28 protein-coding genes and 1 pseudogene are annotated in these 26,931 nt (G+C 35.7%); 21 read left to right on the top strand and 8 right to left on the bottom strand.

Going from position 1 to position 26,931, the window contains the following annotated elements:
• Positions 1 to 23: 23 nt before the first annotated feature.
• From CQ022_RS09860 to CQ022_RS09820, 9 genes are all read left to right on the top strand, one after another.
• Positions 24 to 626 carry a sugar transferase gene (locus CQ022_RS09860; RefSeq protein ID WP_105681233.1) on the top strand — a complete coding sequence of 201 codons (603 nt, stop codon included), beginning with the start codon at positions 24 to 26 and terminating at the stop codon, positions 624 to 626.
• Positions 627 to 635: 9 nt separating this feature from the next.
• Entirely contained in the window at positions 636 to 1,229 is a 594-nt protein-coding gene (locus CQ022_RS09855; protein WP_105681232.1) for an acetyltransferase, read from the top strand.
• A 20-nt stretch (positions 1,230 to 1,249) separates the two neighbouring features.
• The gene (locus tag CQ022_RS09850) at positions 1,250 to 2,386 is read left to right on the top strand and encodes an aminotransferase class I/II-fold pyridoxal phosphate-dependent enzyme (RefSeq protein ID WP_105681231.1); all 1,137 of its coding nucleotides are present in this window, start codon (positions 1,250 to 1,252) and stop codon (positions 2,384 to 2,386) included.
• Between the two features lie 14 nt (positions 2,387 to 2,400).
• Positions 2,401 to 2,970 (top strand): sugar transferase, encoded by a 570-nt coding sequence (locus tag CQ022_RS09845; RefSeq protein ID WP_105681230.1) that lies wholly within the window; start codon positions 2,401 to 2,403, stop codon positions 2,968 to 2,970.
• Between the two features lie 14 nt (positions 2,971 to 2,984).
• On the top strand, positions 2,985 to 3,530 hold the full coding sequence (gene rfbC / locus CQ022_RS09840; RefSeq protein ID WP_105681229.1) for a dTDP-4-dehydrorhamnose 3,5-epimerase: 546 nt from the start codon (positions 2,985 to 2,987) through the stop codon (positions 3,528 to 3,530).
• 96 nt (positions 3,531 to 3,626) lie between these two features.
• Entirely contained in the window at positions 3,627 to 4,928 is a 1,302-nt protein-coding gene (gene rimO / locus CQ022_RS09835; RefSeq protein ID WP_105681228.1) for a 30S ribosomal protein S12 methylthiotransferase RimO, read from the top strand.
• A gap of 368 nt (positions 4,929 to 5,296) precedes the next feature.
• Positions 5,297 to 5,968 carry a hypothetical protein gene (locus CQ022_RS09830; RefSeq protein ID WP_105681227.1) on the top strand — a complete coding sequence of 224 codons (672 nt, stop codon included), beginning with the start codon at positions 5,297 to 5,299 and terminating at the stop codon, positions 5,966 to 5,968.
• 34 nt (positions 5,969 to 6,002) lie between these two features.
• Complete coding sequence (locus CQ022_RS09825) at positions 6,003 to 6,713, top strand: hypothetical protein (protein WP_105681226.1); 711 nt, start codon at positions 6,003 to 6,005, stop codon at positions 6,711 to 6,713.
• 567 nt (positions 6,714 to 7,280) lie between these two features.
• A complete protein-coding gene (locus tag CQ022_RS09820) occupies positions 7,281 to 7,652 on the top strand; it encodes a septal ring lytic transglycosylase RlpA family protein (protein WP_105681225.1) in 372 nt (123 codons plus the stop codon).
• 70 nt (positions 7,653 to 7,722) lie between these two features.
• On the opposite strand, the gene CQ022_RS09815 is transcribed toward CQ022_RS09820, so the two are convergent.
• The 4 genes from CQ022_RS09815 to CQ022_RS09800 all read right to left on the bottom strand — a co-directional run bounded on the left by CQ022_RS09815 (position 7,723) and on the right by CQ022_RS09800 (position 12,195).
• Positions 7,723 to 8,487: an exodeoxyribonuclease III gene (locus tag CQ022_RS09815; RefSeq protein WP_105681224.1), complete on the bottom strand. Its 765-nt coding sequence runs from the start codon at positions 8,485 to 8,487 to the stop codon at positions 7,723 to 7,725.
• Positions 8,487 to 8,777: a YciI family protein gene (locus CQ022_RS09810; RefSeq protein WP_105681223.1), complete on the bottom strand. Its 291-nt coding sequence runs from the start codon at positions 8,775 to 8,777 to the stop codon at positions 8,487 to 8,489. The genes CQ022_RS09815 and CQ022_RS09810 overlap by 1 nt, the downstream gene beginning before the upstream one ends.
• 100 nt (positions 8,778 to 8,877) lie before the next feature.
• A complete protein-coding gene (locus CQ022_RS09805; protein ID WP_105681222.1) occupies positions 8,878 to 10,422 on the bottom strand; it encodes a bifunctional response regulator/alkaline phosphatase family protein in 1,545 nt (514 codons plus the stop codon).
• 132 nt (positions 10,423 to 10,554) lie between these two features.
• The gene (locus CQ022_RS09800; RefSeq protein WP_105681221.1) at positions 10,555 to 12,195 is read right to left on the bottom strand and encodes a S41 family peptidase; all 1,641 of its coding nucleotides are present in this window, start codon (positions 12,193 to 12,195) and stop codon (positions 10,555 to 10,557) included.
• A gap of 164 nt (positions 12,196 to 12,359) precedes the next feature.
• Between CQ022_RS09800 and CQ022_RS09795 the strand changes: the two genes are divergently transcribed.
• The 10 genes from CQ022_RS09795 to CQ022_RS09750 all read left to right on the top strand — a co-directional run bounded on the left by CQ022_RS09795 (position 12,360) and on the right by CQ022_RS09750 (position 21,323).
• Positions 12,360 to 13,586, top strand: a complete 1,227-nt coding sequence (locus CQ022_RS09795) for an HD domain-containing protein (RefSeq protein WP_105681220.1) — start codon at positions 12,360 to 12,362, stop codon at positions 13,584 to 13,586.
• A 71-nt stretch (positions 13,587 to 13,657) separates the two neighbouring features.
• Positions 13,658 to 14,689 carry a UDP-3-O-(3-hydroxymyristoyl)glucosamine N-acyltransferase gene (gene lpxD / locus CQ022_RS09790; protein WP_105681219.1) on the top strand — a complete coding sequence of 344 codons (1,032 nt, stop codon included), beginning with the start codon at positions 13,658 to 13,660 and terminating at the stop codon, positions 14,687 to 14,689.
• On the top strand, positions 14,682 to 16,079 hold the full coding sequence (locus tag CQ022_RS09785; protein WP_105681218.1) for a bifunctional UDP-3-O-[3-hydroxymyristoyl] N-acetylglucosamine deacetylase/3-hydroxyacyl-ACP dehydratase: 1,398 nt from the start codon (positions 14,682 to 14,684) through the stop codon (positions 16,077 to 16,079). The genes lpxD and CQ022_RS09785 overlap by 8 nt, the downstream gene beginning before the upstream one ends.
• A complete protein-coding gene (gene lpxA, locus CQ022_RS09780) occupies positions 16,080 to 16,874 on the top strand; it encodes an acyl-ACP--UDP-N-acetylglucosamine O-acyltransferase (RefSeq protein ID WP_105681217.1) in 795 nt (264 codons plus the stop codon).
• A complete protein-coding gene (locus CQ022_RS09775) occupies positions 16,874 to 17,545 on the top strand; it encodes a hypothetical protein (RefSeq protein ID WP_105681216.1) in 672 nt (223 codons plus the stop codon). Before lpxA ends, CQ022_RS09775 begins: the two co-directional genes overlap by 1 nt.
• A gap of 17 nt (positions 17,546 to 17,562) precedes the next feature.
• Positions 17,563 to 18,129, top strand: a complete 567-nt coding sequence (gene efp / locus CQ022_RS09770) for an elongation factor P (RefSeq protein ID WP_105681215.1) — start codon at positions 17,563 to 17,565, stop codon at positions 18,127 to 18,129.
• A 67-nt stretch (positions 18,130 to 18,196) separates the two neighbouring features.
• Positions 18,197 to 19,096: an LpxD N-terminal domain-containing protein gene (locus CQ022_RS09765; protein WP_105681214.1), complete on the top strand. Its 900-nt coding sequence runs from the start codon at positions 18,197 to 18,199 to the stop codon at positions 19,094 to 19,096.
• On the top strand, positions 19,093 to 19,662 hold the full coding sequence (locus CQ022_RS09760; RefSeq protein WP_105681213.1) for a hypothetical protein: 570 nt from the start codon (positions 19,093 to 19,095) through the stop codon (positions 19,660 to 19,662). Before CQ022_RS09765 ends, CQ022_RS09760 begins: the two co-directional genes overlap by 4 nt.
• A 100-nt stretch (positions 19,663 to 19,762) precedes the next feature.
• Positions 19,763 to 20,635: a succinate--CoA ligase subunit alpha gene (sucD, locus tag CQ022_RS09755; RefSeq protein ID WP_047378735.1), complete on the top strand. Its 873-nt coding sequence runs from the start codon at positions 19,763 to 19,765 to the stop codon at positions 20,633 to 20,635.
• Positions 20,636 to 20,651: 16 nt separating this feature from the next.
• On the top strand, positions 20,652 to 21,323 hold the full coding sequence (locus CQ022_RS09750; protein ID WP_105681212.1) for a porin family protein: 672 nt from the start codon (positions 20,652 to 20,654) through the stop codon (positions 21,321 to 21,323).
• Between the two features lie 108 nt (positions 21,324 to 21,431).
• On the opposite strand, the gene CQ022_RS09745 is transcribed toward CQ022_RS09750, so the two are convergent.
• The 3 genes from CQ022_RS09745 to CQ022_RS09735 all read right to left on the bottom strand — a co-directional run bounded on the left by CQ022_RS09745 (position 21,432) and on the right by CQ022_RS09735 (position 24,115).
• Positions 21,432 to 22,742, bottom strand: coding sequence for an ABC transporter permease (locus CQ022_RS09745; protein WP_105681211.1), 1,311 nt, complete (start codon positions 22,740 to 22,742; stop codon positions 21,432 to 21,434).
• Positions 22,743 to 22,745: 3 nt separating this feature from the next.
• Positions 22,746 to 23,657: an ABC transporter ATP-binding protein gene (locus tag CQ022_RS09740; RefSeq protein WP_105681210.1), complete on the bottom strand. Its 912-nt coding sequence runs from the start codon at positions 23,655 to 23,657 to the stop codon at positions 22,746 to 22,748.
• 107 nt (positions 23,658 to 23,764) lie between these two features.
• On the bottom strand, positions 23,765 to 24,115 hold the full coding sequence (locus CQ022_RS09735) for a T9SS type A sorting domain-containing protein (RefSeq protein ID WP_103231678.1): 351 nt from the start codon (positions 24,113 to 24,115) through the stop codon (positions 23,765 to 23,767).
• A gap of 118 nt (positions 24,116 to 24,233) precedes the next feature.
• On the opposite strand from CQ022_RS09735, the gene hemB reads away from it, so the two are divergent.
• On the top strand, positions 24,234 to 25,223 hold the full coding sequence (gene hemB, locus CQ022_RS09730; RefSeq protein ID WP_079242899.1) for a porphobilinogen synthase: 990 nt from the start codon (positions 24,234 to 24,236) through the stop codon (positions 25,221 to 25,223).
• 81 nt (positions 25,224 to 25,304) lie between these two features.
• On the opposite strand, the gene CQ022_RS09725 is transcribed toward hemB, so the two are convergent.
• Positions 25,305 to 25,598 carry a TM2 domain-containing protein gene (locus CQ022_RS09725; protein ID WP_105681209.1) on the bottom strand — a complete coding sequence of 98 codons (294 nt, stop codon included), beginning with the start codon at positions 25,596 to 25,598 and terminating at the stop codon, positions 25,305 to 25,307.
• A 186-nt stretch (positions 25,599 to 25,784) separates the two neighbouring features.
• Here CQ022_RS09725 and lptB point away from each other — a divergent pair.
• Positions 25,785 to 26,510, top strand: a pseudogene (gene lptB, locus CQ022_RS09720) (LPS export ABC transporter ATP-binding protein); the annotation flags it as partial.
• Positions 26,511 to 26,931: the final 421 nt, after the last annotated feature.

The following is a 26,931-nucleotide window of genomic DNA, read 5'->3' as shown; positions in this document are numbered from 1 at the left end:
ACCAATATATCTAACTTTTAAGAATGTATAAAAATTATTTAAAGAGGATTTTAGACTTTGTATTTTCTCTGATGGGAATTACCTTATTACTTCCAATTTTTCTTATTGTGATGGTAGGATTATTCCTGGCCAATGATGGAAAACCCTTTTTCTTTCAGTCAAGACCTGGGAAAAAAGGAAAGGTATTTAAGATTATAAAGTTTAAAACAATGAATGATAAAAAGGACTCCCACGGAAACCTTTTATCAGATGCAGAAAGATTAACAGCAATAGGTTCGTTCGTCCGTAAAACATCTTTGGATGAAATTCCACAGCTGATCAATGTCTTAAAGGGAGATATGTCACTTATCGGTCCCAGACCTCTTCTCGTACAATATCTGCCACTTTATAATGAACATCAGGCACGAAGACATGAAGTAAGACCCGGAATCACAGGATGGGCACAGGTAAACGGGAGAAATGCAATATCATGGAATCAAAAATTTGACTATGATGTGTGGTATGTGGAAAACATATCATTGATGCTAGATTGCAAAATCTTTTTTCTTACCGCCAAGAAAGTATTTATAAGAGAAGGAGTGTCCGCTGAAGGGCATGTAACCATAGAACCATTTCAAGGAAATTAATTGATAGCTATGTATTTATTTGGAGCAAGTGGACATGGAAAGGTAATTGCAGATATTGCTGCTGCTAATGACATAAAAATTAAGGCATTCATAGATCAGGATGCCACTAAAAAGGAATGCTATGGATTTCCTGTATTGAATCATGTACCGGATGATAAGGAAAAGCTTATTATTTCAATTGGAAATAACCTTACCCGCAAGAAAATCGCAGAACAAATTAAGAATAAAATTGATGTCTTAGTACACCCAAAATCAATTATTTCAGGCTCTGTGAAAATAGAAGAGGGAACTGTAATCATGGGAGGCGTTGTCATCAATGCAGATACTACCATTGGAAAACACTGTATCATCAATACCAATGCATCTGTAGATCATGATTGTGTGATTGAAGACTTTGTCCATATTTCACCCAACTCTGCACTTGCCGGAGGAGTGAAAGTAGAAGAAGGCTCTCAGATTGGAATAGGGGCTTTGGTCATTCAGGGAATCAAAATAGGAAAATGGTGTGTAATAGGTGCCGGAGCAGTTATTATTAATGATATTCCTGATTATTCAGTTGTAGTGGGAAATCCGGGGAGAATTATCAAGAAAAATATTATATAAACAAGTTACTAATCAAAAATATGAATACTAAAATCTGGTTATCCTCACCACATATGGGAGGGAATGAACAAAAATATATCAACGAAGCATTTGAGGAAAACTGGGTAGCCCCACTGGGACCTAATGTTAACGGATTTGAAACTGATCTGGAGGAGTTTTTAGGTGAAAATGCAAAAGTGGCAGCACTTTCTGCAGGTACTGCAGCATTACATCTTGCTCTTGTTGAATGTGGAATTGTACATGGTGATGAGGTGATCTGCCAGTCAATGACTTTCTCTGCGTCCGCCAATCCTATTGCATATTGCGGAGCAATACCTGTTTTTGTTGACAGTGAGCCGGATACATGGAATATGTGCCCGAAAGCATTAAGAGAAGCAATTGAAGACAGAATCCAGAAAGGGACAAAGCCTAAAGCAATCATTATAGTTCATCTATATGGTATGCCTGCAAAAATGGACGAAATTACAGCGATTGCTCAGGAATTTCAGATTCCTGTGATAGAAGATGCTGCTGAAGCTCTTGGTTCTACCTATAAAGGACAGGCATGCGGAACATTCGGACGTTTCGGAGTCTTAAGTTTTAATGGGAATAAAATTATTACCACTTCAGGAGGTGGAGCTTTGGTTTGTCACACTCAGGAAGATAAAGATAAAACCGTTTTCCTTTCTACACAGGCAAGAGACAATGCACCTCACTATCAGCATTCGCAGATTGGGTTCAATTATAGAATGAGCAATATTGTTGCAGGAATAGGAAGAGGACAGATGGAAGTGCTTAAGGACAGAGTGGAGGCCCGCAGAGCAATGCACAATTTCTATGTTGACCTTTTCAAGAATATTGAGGGCGTAACAGTATTTTCAGAGCCGGGAGATGATTTTTATTCAAACCATTGGTTATCTGCAATCATTGTTGATCCTGAAACTACAGGGAAAAACAGAGAAGGTTTAAGATTTGCCTTTTTAGAAGATAATATTGAATCAAGACCACTGTGGAAACCAATGCATTTACAGCCGATTTTTGAAACCTCACCTTATTATGGAGGGAATATTTCTGAAAAGCTTTTTGATAACGGATTATGTCTTCCTTCAGGCTCTAATCTGTCAGATGATGACAGAGAAAGAATCACAAAAGTAGTGCATACTTACTTTGGAATTTAATATCATCGAATTTAATGAATCAGTATACATATTGGAAAGCGGTTTTTGATTTTACCCTAGCGGCAATATTGATCTTCTTTCTTATGCCGGTACTGATCATTTTATTTGTGATTGCAAGTTGGGACACCTCTTCCAATGGAATTTTTTTTCAGACCCGAATAGGGCAGTATGGAAAACCTTTTACCATTTTTAAATTTAAAACAATTCATGAAGAGACGAGAACATGCTCAAAAGTAGGGCAGACACTCAGAAAATTCAAGCTGGATGAATTTCCGCAATTGTTTAATATTTTAAAAGGCGAAATGAGTTTTGTCGGTCCCAGACCGGATATCGAAGGGTATTATGACAAACTCGCCGGAGCAGATAGAAAAGTCTTGGAACTCAAACCCGGGCTTACCTGTGAAGCGAGCATCAAATACAGAGATGAAGAAAATCTTCTGAAAAACCAGAAAGATCCTTTAACATATAATGATGAAGTATTATTTCCGAACAAAGTAAAAATGAATCTGGACTATTTTGAAAATATGTCTTTTAAAAACGATACAAAAATTTTGTTTAAAACATTAATAACCACATTGAAATAGAGTTTTTAACTATTATGAAAATTAAAGAAACCCCGCTTAAAGACTGCTACATCATAGAGCCTACCATATTTGAGGATGAAAGAGGATACTTCTTTGAAAAGTTCAACGAAAAAAAATTCGAGGAACTTACCGGAATGAACGGGCACTTTGTACAGGATAATATTTCCAAATCTTCCTATGGAGTATTAAGAGGATTACATCTTCAGAAAGGAGAACATGCTCAGGCAAAATTAGTTTCTTGTCTTGAAGGAAGCGTCTGGGACGTGGCTGTAGACCTTAGAGAGGATTCTCCTACATTTGGAAAATGGTTCGGAATAGAACTTACTGCTGAAAATAAATTACAGCTTTATGTACCGCGAGGTTTTGGGCACGGGTTTTCTGTGCTGAGTACCCACGCTGTATTTTCTTATAAATGTGACAATTTTTACAACAAAGAATCAGAAGGCAGTGTAAAATTCAATGATCCCGATCTTGATATCGACTGGAAGGTAGACGAAAAAGATGCCATCCTTTCTGAAAAAGACGAGAACGCTCCTGGATTTAAAGAAAAAAACTTTTAAAGCATATCCCTGAAAACCACTTTTATAAAGTGGTTTTTACTTTTTTAATCTTAACTCTCCAATATTTTGTATCTTTGCAGACTCAAAATCAAAACGATGCGTACAAAATCTGTAGGGAAGAAGAAAATCAATGTAGTCACTCTTGGATGTTCCAAGAATGTATATGATTCTGAAGTATTAATGAGCCAGCTGAAGGCCAATGGCAAAGAAGTGGTTCACGAAGACCGTGGGGACATTGTTGTCATCAATACCTGCGGATTTATTGATAATGCTAAAGAAGAGTCTATCAATACTATCCTTGATTATGTGGACGCTAAAAACAGAGGCGAGGTTGAAAAAGTATTCGTTACAGGATGTTTATCCGAAAGATATAAACCGGATTTGATCAAAGAAATCCCGGATGTAGATCAATATTTCGGAACCAGAGACCTTCCGGTACTTTTAAAGCACCTTGGAGCAGATTATAAACATGAGCTGGTAGGAGAAAGATTAACAACAACTCCTAAACATTACGCATACCTTAAAATTTCTGAAGGCTGCGACAGACCATGCTCTTTCTGTGCAATCCCATTGATGAGAGGAGGACATATTTCAACACCTATCGAAAAGTTGGTTTCAGAAGCTCAGAAACTGGCAAAAAAAGGAACAAAAGAATTAATTCTTATCGCTCAGGATCTTACTTATTATGGGTTGGATCTTTATAAAAAAAGAGCGTTGGGTGATCTTTTAAAAGAATTGGTAAAAGTAGAAGGTGTGGAATGGATTCGTCTTCACTATGCCTTCCCAAGCGGCTTCCCGGAAGATGTTCTTGATATTATCCGTGAAGAACCTAAAGTATGTAACTATATAGATATTCCTCTTCAACATATCAATTCAGATTTACTGAAATCTATGAAGAGAGGAACTACCCATGAAAAAACGGATGCCCTTTTAGGAAAATTCAGAGAGAAAGTTCCTGATATGGCAATCAGAACAACGCTTATCGTTGGATATCCGGGTGAAACAGAAGAAAGATTTCAGGAGCTTAAAGATTGGGTAAGAGAGCAAAAGTTTGACAGATTAGGTTGCTTTACTTATTCTCACGAAGAGAATACCACTGCTCATGTTTTGGAAGATGATATTCCACAGGAAGTAAAAGAGGCAAGAGTAGAAGAAATTATGGAACTTCAGTCTCAGATTTCGTGGGAGAAAAACCAGGAAAAAATCGGTAAAGTATTCAGATGTATTTTTGACCGTAAAGAAGGGAATTATTTTATCGGAAGAACAGAGTATGACTCACCAGATGTGGACAATACAGTTTTGGTTTCTGCCGAAGATACTTATATTTCAATAGGTGAATTTGCAGACGTGAAAATTACCTCTGCTGAAGAATTTGACTTATACGGAGAATTAGTCTAGCTAAAGGCTTATTAATCAGTTAAAAATAGCGTTTTTGAAATTAAATTATTAACGAAAATTAACATAGAAGTTTCTCGTTAGGTTATTTTTATTTTATTGATAATCAAATTGTTAATATTTTATAGAATTAAGATTTTTTAATTTTCTTTTATAATGTATTTAAAATCGAAAATTATGTCTTAAATTTGCGCAAGAAGCAATATTTTTAAATCATATACTTTCAGTAAGTTAATCATTAAAATAAGACTAAAAATCAATTAAATTTATTATTTGATTTTTTAGTTTCGATATAATGTTCACAAGTTGAGATGTATCTTCCTTTTGGAAATATTGATGAAAAAAATGTAATTAAAAATCTTTAAAAACTTATGAAAAAATTTTTATTAACAGCAATTATGCTTGTTGGCCTTTCGGCCCTTTCTAAGGCTCAACAGGGGCGAGTGGGGATTAACACAACCACACCAGCCGCAACTTTAGACGTAGTAGCCAATACTACTGACAATGCAAGACCTGATGCCTTATTAGTCCCTCGTATGACAAGAGCACAATTATTAGCTAAAGATGCTGCTTATATCGCTGATCAAAACGGAGCACTTGCTTTCGTTACAACGATTGACGGTACAGCAACTCCTAAAACTACAAATGTTACAGCTGTAGGCTTTTATTATTATGATGCTCCAAATTCAGTTTGGAAAGCTGTAGGTGGAAATTCTACTCCTAACTTCCAAATTCAAAAGGGAAGACTTCACTCAGCTAATGCTCCTATTGTGTGGGCTGCTGATGATTATTCGGTTGTTACAACTGGAATGGGAGGAACTAGTCAGCTACTTCTGCCTAATGCTACCACTCTTCCTTTAAACTCAGTAAGATGCGTTTCTTCTAACGGACCTGGAAATGTTGGATGGGATTCATCAGCGGTACCTGGCCCTACAAGGCCTATTAACAATTTACCAAGTACAATTACTTCGGGAGGATCTTTCTGCTTTATCGTAGTTGATCAGGCTGGTACAAATGTTTGGGCTATGCTTTCTGGTAGATAATAGAATTTAGTTGTAATATTTAATTTAAAACAAAATGAAAAAAATAATATTTGCGCTTTTTGTAGTCTCTGGTACATTAGCAAGTGCTCAGGTTTTATCTAATGGTGCTATTGCGAATCAGTTCCCAAATGAGAATGTATTTCTAGATGCTTCTACAAATAATAATGCTACAGTTAATGATGGCAAAGGTTTACTTTTCCCTTCAACTGATTTGACCCAATTTACTTTTAAAACAGGTAGTCTAGATGGGATAAATTTTCCATCTGCTTATGATGGTATGGTAGTATATAATACAACTACTGGTAATACAGTTACTGGAAATGGAGTAGTAACTGCTGTAGTTCCGGGATTTTATTACTTCTCAAACCCTGGTCAGTCTACAAGTGTAGCTACAGGTAGATGGGTATCAATTGGAGGTTCTCCAAAAGTAACCGTTGGAACAGCAGAAACCACTACAAATACTATTATTAATGTAAGTCCAGGTGTTGATAAGCAGTTGTTTGCAATCAAAGGAACTTTCACTGCAAGTGGTACTTCTACTGCAGTTAATATTCCGGCTCCTACAGGAATGACAACGATGTACGGAATTACGATCTATAAAGCAGGTACAAATACTGTTTATGATAGAAGCTTATATTCTTATAATCCAGTTGCTACTCCAGGAAATGCTATTACAGGATCTCCTAGTATGTCTGTAGTGTATCCTTCAGGAACATACGATTACGTATTAGAATATTTAAAATAAAGAAATTTATTTAATTACATAATAAAAACCAATGAGAATATCATTGGTTTTTTACTTTTAAGAGGCATAGCGTTCATTTATTTTTTGACAGTAAGTAATCATATTGATGTAATTTTTTAGTGTATATCAGGAAATTATTGAAATAAAGAATCAATCCGGAAATTTTAACAAAATATAATGCTGTTAAAATCTGATTCAGAAACCTGATTTTATACAGCCAGATATCTTCTATCAGGAGTTTTCTCCAGAATCAGATTTTATGATTTTTAATTTTAATAATAAATATTTTGATTCAATTCTTTAACGTTGTTAATTTTGTAACTAATTGATTTTCAATTTGTTTTTATTTTTACTTTTTCAAATTCCATGCGAATTAGTTAATTATATTAACTTTTTGGGTCTTTTTTTAACATTTTTTAACAGTGTGGTCTAAAAGCCCTGTTAATAGGGTGTTGCAGGGTTTGTTAACATTTGTTTAATGTTTTATTAACTCTTTTTAACATATTGGGTAGGGTTTTATAAAGATTCCTGATACTTTTGTCCCGTCAAAACCAATAAAAGTTCAAAATGATGAAAAGATTCATTCTCGTAATCATAATGATGATTTCAACCTTAGGTGTTTATTCTTTTACGAGTAATGCCTTAGATGCGAAAAAAACAAGTTATGCATCGTACTACCACGATAAATTTAACGGTAGAAAAACTGCTAGCGGAGAAATCTTTGATAACTCAAAGTTTACTGCAGCAAACAGAACGCTTCCATTTGGAACAAACGTTAAGGTAACAAACCTTAAGAATGGTAAAGAGGTAATAGTAAGAATTAATGACAGAGGGCCTTTCCATTCATCAAGATCTTTAGATATGTCTAAAGCTGCGTTCGATGAGATCGGAGATATCAGTCATGGTACAATTCCGGTCGAATATGAAATTGTCGATTAATTTTATGATTTAAATTAAAAAAAAGCCAGCTGATTCAGCTGGCTTTTTGTATGGTTAAACAGGACATTGATTATAGATCCAATTCCAATAAAGCAGGACAATGGTCAGAATGTATTGCTTCCTTTAAAATAACGGCCCTGCTGAGCTTATCTTTTAAACCATAAGAGGTGAAGTTATAATCCAGCCTCCAGCCTTTATTTCTTTCCCTTGAATTTTGCCTGTAGCTCCACCATGTATAATGATCAGGTTCATTATTGAAAAACCTGAAACTGTCAATCAATTCACATTCATTGATGAAATTGGTCATCCATTCCCTTTCCATAGGAAGAAATCCTGAAACATTCTTTAGACCCACAGGATTGTGAATGTCGATAGCCTCGTGGCAGATATTAAAGTCACCGGATATAATCAGGTTAGGAATTTCTTTCTTTAAATTTTTGATATACTCCAGGAAGTCATGGCAAAACTGCATTTTAAAATCCAGTCTCTCAATATTAGAAGCAGAAGGCACATAGACGGAGATGGCCGAAAATCCATCGAAATCTGCACGGATGATTCTTCCTTCATTATCATAGCTTTCGATGCCACAACCGTACTCTACATGATTGGGCTTTATTTTTGAGGCAATTCCGACCCCGCTGTAGCCTTTTTTTACCGCTGAGTGCCAATAACTGTGATATCCTAATTTTTCAAGACTTTCGATATCTATCTGGTCGTTTCCTGCCTTGCTCTCCTGAATACAGATGATATCCGGATCGGCAGTCTTCAGCCAGCCTAGAAAATCCTTCGTGAAAGCTGCTCTGATTCCATTAACATTGTAGGTGATTAATCTCATTATTCTTCTATAAATATTTTAAAATTGTCATTGTATTTGGAGGGGATGAATTCGGTGATGGTATAATCTGCTATTTCATGAATATAAAAAGGATCTTCAGTAATAATCTGCTCAATATCTTTTTTAGATTCTGTTTTGGCAATAATAATTCCTCCTGTTCTGGGTTCTTTTCTTCCTGATGCGATAAACACTCCGGATTCATAATGTTTTTCGAGGAAAATATTATGTTGGGGAATATGTCTTTCTACCTCTTCAAGAGAACTCTTATAAGTGAGCGAAATAATAAACATTATTTATTTTTTACGAAGATATGAACTATAAAAAAGAGGCGGAAAAAATCGAATGATTTTTTCCGCCTTAAACCCAAAATTAAATAAACTATGAAAAAAACTACTTGGGTTCTAGAACGCTGATGGGAATGATACACTCTTCCAGTGAAATCCCCCCATGCTGGTAAGTTTCTTTATAGTAATTTACAAAATGATTGTAATTTTTAGGATAAGCCAGGAATATATTGTTTTTAGCAAAAATATATTTCGAACTTAAATTTCCTTTTGGAAGGAAAAGCTTTTCAGGATTGGTAATTGCCCATACATCACTGTCATCATACGTTAAACTTTTACCTGTTTTGTATCTGATATTCGTAGACGTTTCTCTGTCTCCTACAACTTTACTTGGCTTTTTCACGTATACCGTTCCGTGGTCTGTAGTGATAACCAGTTTATATCCATTTTCTGCAGCGGTTTTAATGATCTTCAGTAAAGAAGAGTTTTCAAACCAGTTGAAGGTAAGAGAACGGAACGTTTTATCATCACGGATCAGCTGATCTACAATATGGTTATCTGTTTTTGCGTGGGAAAGAATATCAATGAAATTGTATACAATGACCAATAGATCATTATTTTTATGCTGATTGAAATCATCATAGATCTTTCTTTCAAAATCAGCGTTCAGTACTTTAAGATACTTCATAGACTTTGATCCGAGACCAATTCTCTTCATTTGATCTTCAAGGAAATCACGCTCAAATTCATTTTTGTTTCCTTCCTCATTATCATTAAACCATTTGTCCGGGAAACGTTTCTCAATCTCGGATGGCATCAATCCTGCAAAGAAAGAGTTTCTCGCATATTGTGTTGCGGTAGGAAGAATACTGTAGTAGTAATCTTCTGAGATTTTATTGTAATATTTTGTAAATAAAGGCTCAATCACTTTCCATTGGTCATAACGAAGATTATCAACCATCAGTAAAAGAACTTTTTCTTTTTCCACTTCAGGCTTTACCTTTTCCTTGAAGAGGGTATGGCTCATCAGAGGCTTGTCGGAATCAATAAGCCAATCTGCATAGTTTTTCTCAATAAACTTAGCAAACTGAATATTTGCTTCTTCTTTCTGAGACTGCAGAAGGTCGGCAAATTCATTGTCTGCTACTTTATCAAACTTGATTTCCCAGCTGAGGATCTTTTTATAATATTCAGCCCATTCCTGATACGTTCTCAGATAAGAAAGTTCCATAGAAAGATTCCTGAACTCCTGCTGATACTGCAAAATAGTTTTTTGTTCAACAAGATTATCCTCCTGAAGATTTTTCTTTAGGGAAAGCAATATCTGGTTAGGATTTACAGGCTTTAATATATAATCGGCAATCTGGGAACCAATAGCCTCTTCCATAATGTGTTCCTCTTCACTTTTGGTCACCATGACGATTTTTAAGGCATTATCTTTTTCCTTAATCATAGGAATGGCTTCCAATCCGGAAATGCCGGGCATATTTTCATCAATTAGCGTTAAAGCAAATTTCTCTGAATCCATAAGTTCCAAAGCCTCATTCACATTATTAACAGGAGTTACCTGGTAACCCTTCTTTTCTAAAAATACGATATGAGGTTTAAGTAAATCTATTTCATCATCGATCCATAATATCTTTTCTGACATAATTTATTTTTTACATGGTTATTGTATCAAAATTTTGACCAAATCCTTTTAAAATCTCACAAAATCGAAAGATTAAAAGTTAAATATTAGTTAAATGGAAATACCGTGAAATATTTCACATTTTTGTTCCATTTAAGGAATGGTTTCTATATATTCCAAAGCCTTTTCCAGGACTTCATCTTTACCGTTTTTAATTCCTTCTACACTGGGTTTTACAAGAATGTCCGGGATTATTCCTATCCTTTGAGTTTCCCTGCCGTCAGGATAATAAGCCCCAAGGCCAGTGAACCGTGTGTCCAGGTCAGCAATTTTAAACATAATAACATCTCCGTTAGCTCCGGAAGTATTGCTGCCGATAATTTTAGCTTTCGGATGCTGTTTGAACATCATTGTTGTGGTCTCTGCCTGGCTCTGTGTATTCTCATCTACTAAAACGATTACATTTCCTTTATAGTATTCAGGATTCTTTCTGCCGGTCACATTTTTTCTGCTGTAGAACTTTCCGGGATAGCTGGTATCAGGAAAAGTAAACTGATAATACACGGATGGCTCTGGAAGCAGAAGATAGCTTAAAGGAATAATGGTTTGTTTAGGGTAATTCCTTATATCAAAGATAATGGATTTTGTAGATTTCAACTCTCTGTACATTTCATCCAGATCTTCTTTTTCTATCATTCCCATATTAACATACCCGGTTTTCTTTTCATCATCAATGAATTTCCACTTTTTGGGAGCCACCGTTTTTTCATGAAAGATATCTTTGACAAGATAGGTTTTGGTTTTTATTTCCAGATTTTGCCCCTCTCTTTCAATCTTTACAGAAATAGAATCATTGTTGCTGAAGAGAAGTTTGTCCTTTATTTTGCTGACCTTGCCCCATGAGTTGGAAGCAGGAACATATTTTCCCAGGCTATTGATCATTTGAGGAATTGTTTTACCCTCAATATCATAAATAATATCACCGGTATGCAAAGGACTGCTGTTTCTGGATCGTGTGTTGTTGATTTTTGTAACAACCAGTTTTCCTTCAGCATAAGAATATTCTACAGGAACTTTTCTTTTACCATACTGATTAAGCTGAATCTCTTTTGAAGAAATAAAGGCATGTGAGTCATCCGTTTTAGTGACGAGTTCTGCTAATGTCAGGTGAAAATTTTCGTCATTATCAATCATGAGAAATTTTGGGATCATTTCGGAAAGAACATCATTCCAGTTTTGATCGGTTTCATATTTATAAGGAAAAAAATATTCTACATAATTCCAGTACCTGAATAATTCCAGTAGACTAATTGTTTGGGAAGTAAATTCAGAGCCATATGATTTTTCATTTCTGAAGTATATTTTTCTTCCGCCTTTTCCAACATAGTGATTGTCTCCAAGATTCCTGTTATTTTCAATATATCTGAGTTTTTGAGATACATCATCAGAGAAAATTTGCGAATTATCAATCCAGCGCAGATCAAAATTTTTAAGGAAATAAACTTTCTGATCCTTTACTGAACATTCTTTGCACAAAGGAACTTCTCCAAGGTTGGTGATCCAATCAGAATAAAGGGTATTAAGAGACTGCTTGTCATGAATATGTTCCAGTTCATTAATCTTCTGAAAAAGTTGTTTGTCCCAGTTTATATTTCCTTTGGCAACATGAGGATGATAATATTTTAAAAATCCCCAAATTCTGCAGAGAGACTCCAGTTTTTGGGTCTCAGTGATAACTTGTGCGGAAAAATGTAAGCTTAAAAATAATAAAAGGAAAAGAGAGTATTTTCTCATTAAAAGTTATCGTGTTTTCTCAATCAAAGATAGGCTTAAAATACAACAATGACAAACGTTTTTAAGGAATTAATCCTGAAGGGAAACAGATTTTCTTTTAACATGAAATTAATCATAACTCAAATTTAAAATGCCTAACTTTGTTTACTAATATTGACGTTTCAATGCAGAATAAGCTAAAAATCATCAACGATCCTGTTCACGGATTTATCAAAATTCCACACGAAATTTTATTTGATATCATTGAGCATCCTTACTTTCAGAGATTAAGAAGAATCGGGCAGACCGGACTTTTGAACCTTATATTTCCCGGTGCTACCCATACAAGATTTCACCATGCGCTGGGAGCAATGCATCTGATGTTTACGGCTTTGGAAACATTGAAACAGAAAGGAGTGAAAATTTCTGAGGAAGAAGAAAAAGGAGCAATGCTGGCTATTCTGATGCATGATATTGGTCATGGTCCGTTTTCTCATGCCCTTGAAAGTATGCTGATGGATGACTGGCATCATGAAAATCTTTCCTTACTGTTGATGAACAAGCTGAACGAAGAATTCAAAGGGGAACTTTCAATGGCGATTGAAATGTTTCAGGGGAAATATCATAGAAAATTTTTTAACCAGCTGATCTCTTCCCAACTGGATGTTGATCGTCTGGATTACCTGAAAAGAGACAGCTTTTTTACCGGAGTATCAGAAGGTAATATTAATACCCAAAGAATTATTTCCATGATGAATGTATGTGAAGAAGGGGAGCTGGTGATTGATGCAAAAGGCATTTATTCCATTGAAAATTTCCTGACCGCCAGAATGTTTATGTACTGGCAGGTGTACTATCATAAAACTTCAGCTTTAGCAGAGTTTCTTTTGGTTAAAATTCTTGAAAGAGCAAAATATCTGATTTCTCAGGGTACAGAGCTTCCTGCAACGGATAATCTGAAATATTTTTTATACCGTGAAAAGAGTGCCGCAACGGACGAAGATGTAGAACGATTTACGAAACTTGATGATAATGACGTAATTCAGGCGATGAAAGAATGGCAGAATTCGGATGATTTTGTCTTGTCATACTGGTGTAAATGTGTAATTCAGAGAAATTTACCTAAAACAATCATTTCATCTCATCCATTTGACGAGAAAATAATTGATGAAAAAATAAAAAAGAGTAATGAATTTTTTGGAATTGATAATGGTAATGAATTGGTTCATGAAATTAAAAGAAAATTATTGCCCTATCATGCAGAGAAACAGCCGATTTATTTACTGCATAAAAATGGCAGGAGAACGAGGCTGCACGAGTCGGAAGATCAGCTTTTATCAGGGTTGATCGTGAATAAAACCACTCGTTATATCCTTATGTTTCCAAGAGATATCTCCAAATTGGACTCTTAAAGAATATTAAAATTTACGATCTGAAACTAAAACATGTTTGCAAATTATAGAATTTCTTATCTTTGCAGAATATGGAATTTACAGCTTCGCAAATTGCAAGTTTTATTGACGGAAAAATAATAGGTGACGAGAATGCACTTATTACGGGAGTTTCACCAATTGAGAATGGGGAATCAGGACATCTTTCTTTTATAGCACAAGATAGATTTTCTCATTTTTTGGATAGCTCAAAATGCTCTGTTATTATCGTTTCAGAACAACTTCTGGAGAAAAATCATTATAACCCTACCTTAATTGTTGTAAAGGATGCCTATCTTTCTTTTCAGATTCTGATGAATTTATATCAGGAAATGCAGGGGAGAAAAGAAGGTATTGAGAATGGATCTTCCATTCATGATACTGCTGTTATAGGAGATAAAGCCTATATTGGGGCATTTACTTATGTTTCTGAGAAAGCTAAAATCGGGGAAGGTTCACAGATCTATCCACATGTATATATAGGAAAAGGAGTGAAAATTGGTAAAAACTGTAAAATAGACAGTGGAGCCAGAATTTACGACTACTGTATTATTGGGGATAACTGTGTCATTCATTCCAATACGGTAATTGGAGGTGATGGTTTTGGTTTCCAGCCAACCGCTGAAGGCTTCAAAAAAATACCACAGCTTGGAAATGTAATTATTGAAGACGATGTTGAAATCGGTTCAAACTGTAGTATTGACAGAGCTACAATAGGCTCTACTATTATTGGTAAAGGAACTAAAATTGATAATCTGATTCAGATTGCTCATAACGTGAAAATTGGTCAGAATAATGTGATTGCTGCACAAGCGGGAATTGCCGGTTCTACTACAATTGGTGACTGGAATCAGATTGGTGGTCAGGTAGGTATTGTAGGACATATCAAAATAGGAAATCAGGTGAAAATCCAGGCTCAAAGTGGCGTGAATTCCAGCGTTAATGACAGAGAAACATTGTACGGCTCACCGGCTATCAGTTACAATGACTATTTGAGGAGCTATGTTCATTTCAGGAACTTACCTGGAATAGTAAATAGAATAAATAATCTTGAGAATAACTCAAAAGATAATACTAATGAGTGATATGCAAAAAACACTTCAGCAAGAGGTAACTCTTTCTGGAATTGGCCTTCATACGGGTAAAGAAGTAAAACTTACCATTAAACCTGCAAAAGAAAATACAGGTTTTGTATTTGTAAGAACAGACTTGGAGGGACATCCTCAGGTAGAAGCAGATGTAAATTATGTTGTAGCAACAGAAAGAGGAACTACATTAGAAAAATTAGGGGTAAAAATTACCACATGCGAACACCTTTTAGCAGCCCTGGTTGGTTGTGATATTGACAACGCAGTTTTAGAAATGGATGCCTCTGAACCTCCAATTTTGGACGGATCTTCAAAATACTTTGTGGAAGCAATCGAAAGTGTTGGAGTAGCAGAACAAACGGTAGCAAGAGAATATCTTGTGGTAAAAGAAGTTCTTACGTACAGTGATCCGGCTACAGGTTCGGAAATCACAATTATTCCTTCAGATACTTACGAAGTAACTACCATGGTAGATTTTGGGACTAAAGTATTAGGTACTCAGAATGCTACTCTTAAAAATATTTCAGAATTTAAAGACGAAATCTCATCAGCAAGAACATTTAGCTTCCTGCATGAGTTGGAAATGCTTTTAGATCATGGTTTGATCAAAGGTGGAGATATTTCTAACGCTATTGTATATGTAGATAAAGATCTTACGCCTGAAACTACAGAAAAATTAAAGAAAGCCTTTGGAAAAGACAATGTATCGATCAGACCCAATGGTATTCTGGACAATCTTAATTTAAATTATCCTAACGAAGCTGCAAGACACAAATTACTGGATGTAATTGGTGACCTTGCTTTGGCAGGAGTGAAAATAAAAGGTAAGGTAATTGCCAACAAACCTGGACACTTTGTAAACACTCAGTTTGCAAAAAAACTGAACCGTCAGTGGAAACTGCAGAAAAAGAAAAATGTTCCGGATTTTGACCTGACAAAAGAACCCGTATTCGATATCAACGGAATTATGAAGCTTATGCCTCACAGACCTCCATTTTTATTGATTGATAAGGTTCTTGAACTTTCAGATTCTCACGTGGTAGGTCTGAAAAATGTTACGATGAATGAGCCATTCTTCGTTGGACACTTCCCTAAAGAACCTGTAATGCCTGGAGTACTTCAGGTAGAAGCATTGGCACAGACAGGAGGAATTCTTGTACTGGCTAGCGTTCCGGATCCTGAAAACTACTCTACTTATTTCATCAAAATTGATAAGGTGAAATTCAAGAGAAAAGTAATTCCGGGAGATACGCTTATATTCAAAATTGAATTGATAGAGCCTATCAGAAGAGGAATTGTTCATATGCAGGGATATGGATATGTAGGAGATACTGTAGCAGTAGAAGCAGAGCTTATGGCTCAAGTTGCAAAAAATAAAGTTGATTAAATGATTCATCAATTAGCAGCCGTAGATAAACGTGCGAAAATCAGCAAAAATGTAATCGTAGAACCTTTCACTACCATTGCAGGGGACGTAGAAATTGGAGAAGGAACATGGATTGGTCCTAATGTAACCATTATGGATGGTGCAAGAATAGGAAAAAACTGTAGGATTTTCCCTGGAACGGTAATCTCTGCAATTCCCCAGGATCTGAAATTTGATGGTGAAGATACCCAGGTGATTATCGGTGACGAAACGACAATCAGAGAATGTGTTACCGTAAACAGAGGGACAAAAGCCTTAGGGTTTACCAAAATTGGAGCCCACTGTCTTATTATGGCAACTTCGCATATTGCCCATGACTGCGTTATCGGAGATCACGTTATCATTGTCAACGGTTGTGGTATTGCAGGGCACGTGGAGATTGGAGATTATACGGTAATGGGAGGTTTATCAGCAGTTCACCAATTTGGTAAAATCGGAAAACATGTCATGATTTCCGGAGGAACTCTGGTAAGAAAAGATATTCCACCTTATGTAAAAGTAGCAAGAGAGCCTATGTCTTATGCTGGGATCAATTCTGTTGGTTTAAGAAGAAGAGGTTTTACTAACGAAAAGATCTTTGAAATCCAGAAAATCTACAGAGCGATCTTTCAGATGAAGATGAACGTTTCTCAGGCTATTTCCCATATTGAAAAAGAAATGCTTCCAACGGCTGAAAGAGATGAAATCTTACAGTTTATTCAAAATTCACCAAGAGGTATCGTAAAAGGTTACGGAACAGGTAAAGATAGTAATTAATGAAAAAATTATCTTTTCTTTTTGCATTGGCAATTTCCCATTTTTGCCTTTCCCAGAACCAAAGGATAACAGGGATGGAGTTCTATTACGGCTTCTCAGACTATAAAAAAGACAGCCTGGCTAAACCCAATGTTTATGCAGAAGTAAAAAGTCAGAATGAAGATTACATCAAAATGTCGGCATTCAGATTTGCAGATACGGATAAAAAGGCAAAGAAGGAGAATAGAGCATGGCTGATGAAGTATCAGGATAACCTGTATTTTAGCATGACCTATGCAGCGTATATCTATTCTTTTGATACATTTGCAAGAGTCAATGTAATCGGGAAGAAATATTTTTTGATCTATCTGGATGAAGTAAAAGATAAAAAAGCAATTTCATACAATAATCCTTACGGAGGAGGCTTGTTAGGAGGTGCTTTGAATGCAGGTTTAACACCTAAGTTTGCGTGGAAGGATAAAAAAGGAAATTCTTACAAGGTTCTTTTGGTTGATATTGAAAAATCAAATAATACCTCTGATAAAAGAGATGTCAGCTTTGGATTGGTAGTGGATACAAAACTTATTGTTAAACTTACAGATAATGATCCGGAGGTGATTTCAAAACTAAAAGCCAATCAGTATTACCTAGAGGATATAGTTGATTTGGTAAATAAAGAGAATAATAAATAAAAGAATATAATATATTAATGGCAACAAGTAACGATATCAAAAAAGGGCTATGTATCGAGTATAGCAATGATATTTATAAAGTAATTGAGTTTCTTCACGTAAAACCAGGAAAAGGACCTGCTTTCGTAAGAACAAAACTAAAGTCAGTAACCAACGGTAAAGTAATTGATAACACTTTCTCTGCTGGACACAAAATTGATGAAGTAAAAGTAATCACCAGAAAGTTCCAGTATTTGTATGATGATGAGAACGGATTCCACTTCATGAACAATGATGACTTCTCTCAGTTATACATCAATAAAGAAATGATTGAAAACTCTCAGTTTATGAAAGCTGGTGAAGAAGTAACAATCATTTTGAAAGAAGCTGATGAAACACCACTTTCTGCTGAACTTCCACAGTCGGTATATCTTGATGTTATCGAAGCTGATCCAGGGGTAAAAGGAAACACTGCAACCAATGCTCTTAAAAACGCAATCGTTGAAACAGGAGCAAGAGTAATGGTTCCTTTGTTCATTGAACCGGGAGACAGAATTAAAGTAAGCACTGAAGACGGTAGCTACTTAGAAAGAGTAAAAGAATAAATAAAAATTACATAAATTCGGTTTGCATCAGCAGTCCGAATTTTGTTTTATAAGAAAATCTATTGTTATGAGATTCCATTCTCCGCAAAAGCTTAAAACGATTGCAGATTTAATAGGCTCAGCATTTGTAGGGCCGGAAGATTTTGAAGTATTGGGAACCAATGAAATTCATATGGTAAAACCTGGTGATATTGTCTTTGTAAACCATCCTAAATATTATGACAAAGCATTAAACTCTGCAGCCACTATTATTTTAATTGATAAAGAAGTAGAATGCCCTGAAGGCAAAGCACTTTTGGTTTCTGATGATCCTTTCAGAGACTTTAATAAAATCAATACTCATTTTACCCGAATATATAATTTCACAGAAGAGCTTCATGATGTTGAAATAGGAGAGGGCACAAAAGTTCACCATTCTGCAGTGATCGGAAACAATGTGAAAATTGGAAAAAATACCCTTATCTTTCCAAATGTTGTGATTGGAGACCGTACCGAAATCGGGGATAATGTTGTTATTCAGTCTAACACCGTTTTAGGAGGTGACGCATTTTATTACAGAAAACTGAATGGAAACTTTGACCGTCTGATTTCTGTAGGAAATGTTATCATTGAAAACAACGTAGAGATTGGTAATGGCTGTACCATTGACAGAGGAGTTACAGACTCTACCATCATTGGTGAAGGTTCTGTTTTGGATAACCAGATTCAAATCGGGCACGATACTGTTATCGGAAAAAAATGTCTGATTGCTTCTCAGGTAGGAATAGCAGGATGTTGTGTCATTGGAGATGAGGTGACGCTTTGGGGGCAGGTGGGAATTGCTTCCGGAAATAAAATTGAGGCAGGATCTGTACTTTTAGGAAAAACCGGAGTGAACAGAGATCTGGAAAAAGGAACCTATATCGGGATGTTTGCAGAAGATTTCAAAACCTATCTGAAAAAAGAAGTAAAACTGAGAAAACTATGATGAAGAATTTATTAGCTCTATTTCTTTTTATATATTCAATAAGTTTCGCTCAGAAATCACAGATCGAATCAAAGGTTACATTTAGTGATAACAGAACTGTAGATGCTAAAATACCTTTTATAACTAATCTTTTTGATAGTAATCAGATTGATGAAATAACTATTTCGGACAGGAAGGTCAAAATTCTGGAAAATGGACAAGCTATTAAATATCAACCATCTGAAATTCAAAAAATTGAGTTCGTAGATCTTAAAGGAAAGCCAAGAGTTTTTATTTATTTTCCTTTAGAATCAACCAAAACTTTGGTAGAACTGGTATATGATGGTAGAAAAATAAAATGGCTGAAAGCATACAGACGTCATGGTTATGACGGATCCACTCTTACATCAGATGTTTTATACAAAGGAGATATAAGACAACCGTTAAGTCTTTTTGTCAATAACAGGAAGAAATTGAAGGAATTAACGGCTGATAAACCCGAGCTGGAACCACTGATTGAAAATATTAATTACAACAGACTTAAGGAAGAAGATTTAATCGATCTGTTGAAAAGATATGATGAATAAAATCAGATTTAAAAATTTTTTTAACGACAAATAATCATTATTTTTGTCTGAACGTATAAGACGTATAAACTGAAAATAAATAAATTAAAACAACAATAAAATGTCAATTTTAGTAAACAAAGATTCTAAAGTAATTGTACAAGGATTTACAGGAAATGAAGGAACTTTCCACGCTGGTCAGATGATTGAATACGGAACAAACGTAGTAGGTGGTGTTACTCCAGGAAAAGGAGGTAGCGAGCACTTAGGAAAACCGGTATTTAATACAGTAGCTGACGCTGTTGAAAAAGCAGGAGCAAACGTAAGTATCATTTTCGTACCACCGGCATTCGCAGCAGACGCTATCATGGAAGCTGCTGAAGCAGGAATTAAAGTGATTGTATGTATTACTGAAGGAATTCCTGTAGCTGATATGGTAAAAGTAAAATCTTACATCGCTGACAGAGACTGCAGATTAATCGGACCAAACTGCCCTGGAATCATTACTTCTGAAGAAGCTAAAATTGGTATTATGCCAGGTTTCGTTTTCAAAAAAGGAAAAGTAGGGATCGTTTCAAAATCAGGAACCCTTACTTACGAAGCTGCTGACCAGGTAGTAAGAGCTGGTTACGGTATTTCTACAGCAATTGGTATCGGTGGTGACCCAATCATCGGAACAACAACAAGAGAAGCATTAGAGCTATTCATTAATGACCCTGAAACTGAAGCAGTTGTAATGATTGGTGAAATCGGTGGAGGTCTTGAAGCTGAAGCTGCAAGATGGTACAAAGCAAGCGGATCTAACAAGCCGGTTGTAGGTTTCATCGCTGGACAGACAGCTCCAAAAGGAAGAACAATGGGACACGCAGGTGCTATCGTTGGTGGTGCTGAAGATACAGCTCAGGCAAAAATGGAAATCATGAGAGAAAACGGTATCAACGTTGTAGATTCTCCAGCTGATATCGGTGCTACTGTAGCAAAAATTCTTGGATAATATAAAACCACACCATATGAAAAAACTTTTATTAGCCTCAGCTTTAACTCTTTCTGCCTTATCTTTTGCACAGGTGCAATGGAAAAGTACAAGATTTGGAGTTACAGGAGGTTTAAACTACTCCAGAGTATCTAACGCCCACAATCCTTCAGGCCCAAGATACACTTTCCAAGCTGGAGCATTGGCATTGATTCCCGTAGGAAAGGCAAACCAATTCTTTATTCAGCCTGAAGTTCTGTACTATGGTGCAGGAGAAACAGGTAAAGATAAAGATGCTAAAGGGGTAAGCGGTTATGATGCAGTATATGCTAATAACTACCTGAGTGTTCCTCTTTATTTCAAAGGATATTTCTCTGAAGCTGAATCAGAATTCTTTGGATTAATAGGACCTAGATTTAACTTCTTACTGAGCCAGAACGTAAAAGACGTTCCTGTAAGCAGACCTTATTATGACCCGGATGTTACTGATCCTAACCAGCCGTCAGGCGTAAATGGAAAGGCAAAGAGCTTTAACTGGGGACTTGGACTGGGAGTAGGATATAGCTACAAAAGACAACTTGAAGTAGCTTTAAAATATGACCTAGGTCTAGGAGATACTTATCCTGGTCTCGCTAAAGAAACCAAGGGTACTGATAAGAAAAAATCAGAACAGGTAATTGCACTTACTTTAAGCTACATATTCAAATAGAATATTTCAAAATAAAAAAATCCCGGAAACTCAGTTTCCGGGATTTTTTTATTGATCTATCTTTTGGAAAATCAAAAGATAAAATTAGCGTTTTGCTATTTCGATTAATTAGCCCTTAATCCACTTCCAAAGCTCTTTTAAAGTAGCTTTATTTCCGTACATCAAAATACCTACACGATAGATTTTTCCGGCAAGGAAGATCATGAAAATAGTCGTTACCAGCAGTAATGTTATAGACAGTGCAATCTGCCATGCAGGAACTCCAAATGGAATTCTGGCAATCATAGCAACTGGCGAAGTAAACGGAATGATAGACAGCCAGAAGCCTAAAGGTCCTTCCGGATTATTCATCAGTGTGAAGCTTCCATACATGCCTAATGTTAAGGGTAAAATTGCAAATAAAGTAAATTGTTGCGTTTCTGTTTCATTATCTACAGCAGAACCAATGGCTGCATAAATAGAGCTATAGAAGACATAGCCTAAAAGGAAGAAAACGATGAATACAAAAATGATTAACGGGAAGTTCAGTTCCAGCAAGCTGTGAGAAATCTGGGTAGCAAGCTGTCCAATGTCTAGTTTACTTGCAATCTCTTCATTGGCCCCCGGAATATTTTTCTGAAGCGGAGAAAAACCTGTATTTAATACCAATGCTCCGATGACAGACATGGTAATCCAGATCAAAAACTGGGTCAGAGCAACCATTGTTACTCCCAGAATCTTACCCATCATCAGTTCAAACGGTTTTACAGAAGAAATAATAATCTCCACAACACGGTTATTTTTCTCTTCAAGAACACTTCTCATTACCCTTACCCCATAAATAATGATGAACATAAAGGTAACATACATCAGAACCATGCTCAATCCGGATTTAACGCCAAAAGCAAGATCAGAATCCTCTTTATTATTATCCGTAACATTAATGGTTTTTAAAGTAAAGTTTTTGTCAAGATCATTTAATTGAGTTTCCTGAATACCCAATTGCTTGATTTTTTCTTTTCTGACCACATTGCTGATGTCAGATACAATTTGCTGCTTGGTGTCAAATCCTATTTTGCTGTTGATAACCAGTCTTGCTTCTTTTTCAAGCGCATCGAAATTCTGATTTTTCAACTCAGGAAGGATCAGAATGCCGTCCAGAGATTCATTTCCTTTTAAATTGTTAATCTTAGACTTTTCATCAGCTGCGGAAACAAAAACGTAGTTTAATTTATCATTAGATTTAAGATGGTTGGTAAACAGACCGCTTTTATCCACCACCTCAATAATGCTATGTGACTCATTTGCTTTAAACATTAAACCCACCACTGCTCCAAAAGCAATAATCATAACAGGAGCAAGCAGAGTCAATATAATGAAAGATTTTTTCTTAACCTGTGTAAGAAATTCTCTCTTGGTAATTAAAAAAATATTATTCATAAATTAAGAATGGTTACTGACAGCGTTAATAAACACTTCATTCATACTAGGAATTCTTTCGTCGAAAGATCTTACTTTACCTACCTGTACCAGATCAAGAAGCACATTATTTTGGCTCTCCTCATTTTTCAGATCAAAAGAAACAAGATTGTTTTCATTAGATAAATTGAAGATCTCATATTTATTTTTGAAATTTTCAAAATGATCACTGCTTACTTCAGAAAGCGTAATCCCAAAAATATTTTTCTTGAATTTTTCTCTTACGTCAAAAACCCTTCCGTCAATAATTTTCTTGGAATTATTAATCAGAGCAACATAATCACACATTTCCTCTACACTTTCCATTCTGTGAGTAGAAAGAATAATGGTTGTTCCGTTATTTTTAAGATCTATGATCTGATCTTTGATTAAGTTGGCATTCACAGGATCAAAACCCGAAAAAGGTTCATCAAGAATCAAAAGATGAGGTCTGTGAAGAACGGTAACTACAAACTGAATTTTTTGTGCCATCCCTTTAGAAAGTTCAGAAAGCTTTTTCTTCCACCATTGATCAATGTTCAGTTTTTCAAACCATTTTTTGGCTTCATTCAAAGCATCACTTTTGGTCATTCCTTTCAGTTCCCCGAAATATAGGATTTGATCACCAACAGTCATGTTTTTGTAAAGCCCTCTTTCTTCTGGCATATAGCCAATGTCTTTGATATGGCTTGGGTTCAGTTTTTGTCCATTAATAAAGATTTCTCCAGAGTCTGCCTGTGTAATTTGGTTAATGATACGGATAAAAGAAGTTTTTCCGGCTCCGTTGGGGCCTAAAAGGCCATAAATACTGCCTTTTGGAACATGGATGCTAAAATCATCCAGGGCGACCTTTTTTCCGGCATTATAGGTCTTTTTAATATGTTCAGCTTTTAGCATTAAATTGTTCTTTTTACTATTAGTATGAAAAAGTCCCGAAAGTTACGGAAATATTAAAACAGAATTAATGTAAAAGAAAAAATCCTGATGATTATCAGGATTTTAATTTATTGTTTCACGATTTGAGTAACTTTCTGCGTGTTGTCACTTAAAATATATCGGATCATATATTTTCCGGGTTTTAATTTTTCAATATTAATCTCTCCGGAATTCATATTTACCGTATAATTAGCAACCTGCATACCCAAAATTGAATAAAAAGTCACGCTTTTGATTCTTAAAGAAGAATCTTTTGCCTTAATAATAAGGAAATCCTTTGCAGGATTTGGATAGGCAAGCAATACACCATCATCCGCCTTTTGAGTGATGGAACCCGGCTCTCTAAGCTGAGCTTTTAAATTGTTGGAAAATCCAACAAAAGTGCCTACAAATAGAAATAAAAGTAAAAGTTTTTTCATCAAATTTATAATTTCTCGAATATATATAACAAATGTAATAAATTCTACAATTTCGTACAATAGTTTTTTGCAGAACTTATATTAAATTTGTAGAAACTTATTCAAAAAGTATTCCAAAATGATACATTCAAGAAATAGAAGACTTAGAGTTAATGAATCTATCAGAAGTTTGGTAAGAGAAAATGTGCTTACAACTGATGATTTTGTAATGCCGATCTTCGTAATGGAGGGCGAAAACAAGCAGGAGGCAATCCCGTCTATGCCGGGAATTTTTAGGCGGAGTATAGATTTAACAGTGAAGGAATGTAAGGAATTATTTTCTTTGGGAGTAAAAGCTGTCAATTTGTACATGAAAGTGTCAGAACACCTGAAAGATAATACAGGAAAAGAAGCCTGGAACAAAGACGGATTGATGCAGAACACCATCAAAGCCATTAAAGACGCTGTTCCGGGAATGGTTGTGATGCCTGATGTAGCCCTAGATCCTTATTCAATCTATGGACACGACGGAATCATTGAAAACGGAAAAGTTTTAAATGATGCTACCAATGATGCACTGGCAAGAATGTCAGTTTCTCATGCAGAAGCAGGAGCCGATCTTGTGGCACCAAGTGATATGATGGACGGAAGAGTACAGATCATTCGTGAAGCATTGGAAGAAAGCGGATTTACAGATGTAGGAATTGTAAGTTATGCAGCCAAATATGCAAGCTCTTTCTATGGACCTTTCAGAAGTGCCTTAGACAGTGCACCGAAAGATGATATGGAAATTCCGAAAGATAAAAAAACCTATCAGATGGATTTTCATAATACCCGTGAAGCCTTGAACGAGGTATTTAAAGATATCCACGAAGGAGCAGATGTGATCATGATTAAACCGGGACTTCCTTATCTGGATATCGTTTCCAAAGTACGTGAAGCGATTGACCTTCCGATTGCAGTATACAATGTAAGCGGAGAATATGCCATGGTAAAAGCTGCTGCTCAAAACGGCTGGCTGGATAATGACAAAACAATTATTGAAAGTTTGACGTGTTTCAAAAGAGCAGGAGCAGATATGATCTTTACCTACTTTGCAAAAGAGGCGGCTATCTTATTAAACAAATAATAATTAAATTCATCCAAATAAAAAAAGAGATTACCCAAATAGGCAGTCTCTTTTTTATTTATAATGGGTTGATAATAATTCTTATAACCACCCTTTTTTTCCATAAACATAAGTGTCATCAAACTGTTTGTCACTCATAAAGAGATATAAAATACCTTCAATAAAAGGAATAATTGAAGCTGCACCAAAAGTAACGACATTCAGAACCAACTGAATGATTCCCTCTTTGGTATAACCCAGATAAAACTTATTTAAAGCCAGCCATCCCACAAGAATTCCCAATATAGCAGCAGGGATTTTCTTTTCCGAGCGGTAAGGGACATTGCTTTGCTGGTTTTGTACATTCTCTGTTTTTGTATAACCGTAATTTTCCATTTCTTACTATTTGTAATTGATTGATATATTTTATGATAAGTAGCTTTAAGGAATAAAAAGTTACAAGGAGCAAGAGGATAAAAAGATAAAATAACAAATTTGTGGATGAAGATTTTACAGCTTTACCTTTTTGCATTTTTACGGTTTCGCCTATCTGCGAGTTTATATTTTTGATATATTTGCCCTATGATTTTACGAGGAGAAAACTTAATCAAGGAATACGGTCCTAAAAAAGTTGTAAAAGGCGTTTCTGTACAGGTTCAACAGGGAGAAATTGTGGGTTTGCTAGGTCCGAATGGAGCAGGAAAAACCACATCGTTTTATATGATCGTAGGGTTGGTTAAGCCCACTTCAGGAAAAATTTTCCTGGATAAACAGGAGATTACTACCGATGCCATGTACCGAAGAGCTCAAAAAGGAATCGGGTATCTGGCACAGGAAGCTTCGGTTTTCAGAAAACTTTCCGTAGAGGAAAACATTATGGGAGTTTTGCAGCTGACTAAGCTTTCAAAGCGTGAGCAGCAGATCAAATGTGATGAACTGATTGAAGAATTTTCTTTACAGCATGTTCGTAAAAACAGAGGAGACCTTCTTTCCGGAGGAGAAAGACGTAGAACCGAAATTGCACGCTGTCTTGCTACAAGCCCGAACTTTATCCTTCTGGATGAACCTTTCGCAGGAGTAGACCCAATTGCCGTAGAAGATATCCAGAAAATTGTAAGAAGCCTGGTTGATAAAAACATCGGAATTTTAATTACCGATCACAACGTACAGCAGACTTTAGCAATTACCAACAAAACCTATATCATGTTTGAAGGAAAGATCCTGAAAGAAGGACTTCCGGAAGACCTGGCAAATGATCCGCAGGTAAGAGAAGCGTATCTGGGTGAAAACTTTGTTTATCAGAGTATTTTGGATAAGCCTAAAAAGAAAAAATATGTTTACAATATCTGGGCAGGTAATTTTGATTCAAAAACACAGTTACAAGGATTTGTAGACGAAAACTTCAGACAGTTTGATGATCTGAGACTGATGTATGGTTTTGAAGATATCAGTTTTGCTTCATTAGCGAATTCTGAAATTGAACATATTTTTAATGATATTGTGGATAAGAATGCCAACAACTCATTTGTTTTCCAGAAAAAGGAAATTAATTCTCAATATTCTCTGGAACAGGCGGAATCAGAGTCTAAAGAAGCAAGTAGAAAAGAACTGCACTATCTTACGACTTATATGTATGAGGGATAAAATATAAAGCATTTATTTGCTGAACATGATAATAAAACGTACCTTTTTCTTTTGAAAGCGGTACGTTTTTCATTTAAAATGATTT

Source organism: Chryseobacterium culicis (assembly GCF_002979755.1).
Classification (GTDB): domain Bacteria; phylum Bacteroidota; class Bacteroidia; order Flavobacteriales; family Weeksellaceae; genus Chryseobacterium; species Chryseobacterium culicis_A.
This window is presented reverse-complemented; position numbering and strand designations above follow the sequence as displayed.

What these genes read in the sequence shown, in the direction of transcription:
- CQ022_RS09860 (WP_105681233.1), top strand. Translation starts at nt 24, where the DNA reads ATGTATAAAAATTATTTAAAGAGGATTTTAGACTTTGTATTTTCTCTG.
- CQ022_RS09855 (WP_105681232.1), top strand. Translation starts at nt 636, where the DNA reads ATGTATTTATTTGGAGCAAGTGGACATGGAAAGGTAATTGCAGATATT.
- CQ022_RS09850 (WP_105681231.1), top strand. Translation starts at nt 1,250, where the DNA reads ATGAATACTAAAATCTGGTTATCCTCACCACATATGGGAGGGAATGAA.
- CQ022_RS09845 (WP_105681230.1), top strand. Translation starts at nt 2,401, where the DNA reads ATGAATCAGTATACATATTGGAAAGCGGTTTTTGATTTTACCCTAGCG.
- rfbC (WP_105681229.1), top strand. Translation starts at nt 2,985, where the DNA reads ATGAAAATTAAAGAAACCCCGCTTAAAGACTGCTACATCATAGAGCCT.
- rimO (WP_105681228.1), top strand. Translation starts at nt 3,627, where the DNA reads ATGCGTACAAAATCTGTAGGGAAGAAGAAAATCAATGTAGTCACTCTT.
- CQ022_RS09830 (WP_105681227.1), top strand. Translation starts at nt 5,297, where the DNA reads ATGAAAAAATTTTTATTAACAGCAATTATGCTTGTTGGCCTTTCGGCC.
- CQ022_RS09825 (WP_105681226.1), top strand. Translation starts at nt 6,003, where the DNA reads ATGAAAAAAATAATATTTGCGCTTTTTGTAGTCTCTGGTACATTAGCA.
- CQ022_RS09820 (WP_105681225.1), top strand. Translation starts at nt 7,281, where the DNA reads ATGATGAAAAGATTCATTCTCGTAATCATAATGATGATTTCAACCTTA.
- CQ022_RS09815 (WP_105681224.1), bottom strand. Translation starts at nt 8,487, where the DNA reads ATGAGATTAATCACCTACAATGTTAATGGAATCAGAGCAGCTTTCACG.
- CQ022_RS09810 (WP_105681223.1), bottom strand. Translation starts at nt 8,777, where the DNA reads ATGTTTATTATTTCGCTCACTTATAAGAGTTCTCTTGAAGAGGTAGAA.
- CQ022_RS09805 (WP_105681222.1), bottom strand. Translation starts at nt 10,422, where the DNA reads ATGTCAGAAAAGATATTATGGATCGATGATGAAATAGATTTACTTAAA.
- CQ022_RS09800 (WP_105681221.1), bottom strand. Translation starts at nt 12,195, where the DNA reads ATGAGAAAATACTCTCTTTTCCTTTTATTATTTTTAAGCTTACATTTT.
- CQ022_RS09795 (WP_105681220.1), top strand. Translation starts at nt 12,360, where the DNA reads ATGCAGAATAAGCTAAAAATCATCAACGATCCTGTTCACGGATTTATC.
- lpxD (WP_105681219.1), top strand. Translation starts at nt 13,658, where the DNA reads ATGGAATTTACAGCTTCGCAAATTGCAAGTTTTATTGACGGAAAAATA.
- CQ022_RS09785 (WP_105681218.1), top strand. Translation starts at nt 14,682, where the DNA reads ATGAGTGATATGCAAAAAACACTTCAGCAAGAGGTAACTCTTTCTGGA.
- lpxA (WP_105681217.1), top strand. Translation starts at nt 16,080, where the DNA reads ATGATTCATCAATTAGCAGCCGTAGATAAACGTGCGAAAATCAGCAAA.
- CQ022_RS09775 (WP_105681216.1), top strand. Translation starts at nt 16,874, where the DNA reads ATGAAAAAATTATCTTTTCTTTTTGCATTGGCAATTTCCCATTTTTGC.
- efp (WP_105681215.1), top strand. Translation starts at nt 17,563, where the DNA reads ATGGCAACAAGTAACGATATCAAAAAAGGGCTATGTATCGAGTATAGC.
- CQ022_RS09765 (WP_105681214.1), top strand. Translation starts at nt 18,197, where the DNA reads ATGAGATTCCATTCTCCGCAAAAGCTTAAAACGATTGCAGATTTAATA.
- CQ022_RS09760 (WP_105681213.1), top strand. Translation starts at nt 19,093, where the DNA reads ATGATGAAGAATTTATTAGCTCTATTTCTTTTTATATATTCAATAAGT.
- sucD (WP_047378735.1), top strand. Translation starts at nt 19,763, where the DNA reads ATGTCAATTTTAGTAAACAAAGATTCTAAAGTAATTGTACAAGGATTT.
- CQ022_RS09750 (WP_105681212.1), top strand. Translation starts at nt 20,652, where the DNA reads ATGAAAAAACTTTTATTAGCCTCAGCTTTAACTCTTTCTGCCTTATCT.
- CQ022_RS09745 (WP_105681211.1), bottom strand. Translation starts at nt 22,742, where the DNA reads ATGAATAATATTTTTTTAATTACCAAGAGAGAATTTCTTACACAGGTT.
- CQ022_RS09740 (WP_105681210.1), bottom strand. Translation starts at nt 23,657, where the DNA reads ATGCTAAAAGCTGAACATATTAAAAAGACCTATAATGCCGGAAAAAAG.
- CQ022_RS09735 (WP_103231678.1), bottom strand. Translation starts at nt 24,115, where the DNA reads ATGAAAAAACTTTTACTTTTATTTCTATTTGTAGGCACTTTTGTTGGA.
- hemB (WP_079242899.1), top strand. Translation starts at nt 24,234, where the DNA reads ATGATACATTCAAGAAATAGAAGACTTAGAGTTAATGAATCTATCAGA.
- CQ022_RS09725 (WP_105681209.1), bottom strand. Translation starts at nt 25,598, where the DNA reads ATGGAAAATTACGGTTATACAAAAACAGAGAATGTACAAAACCAGCAA.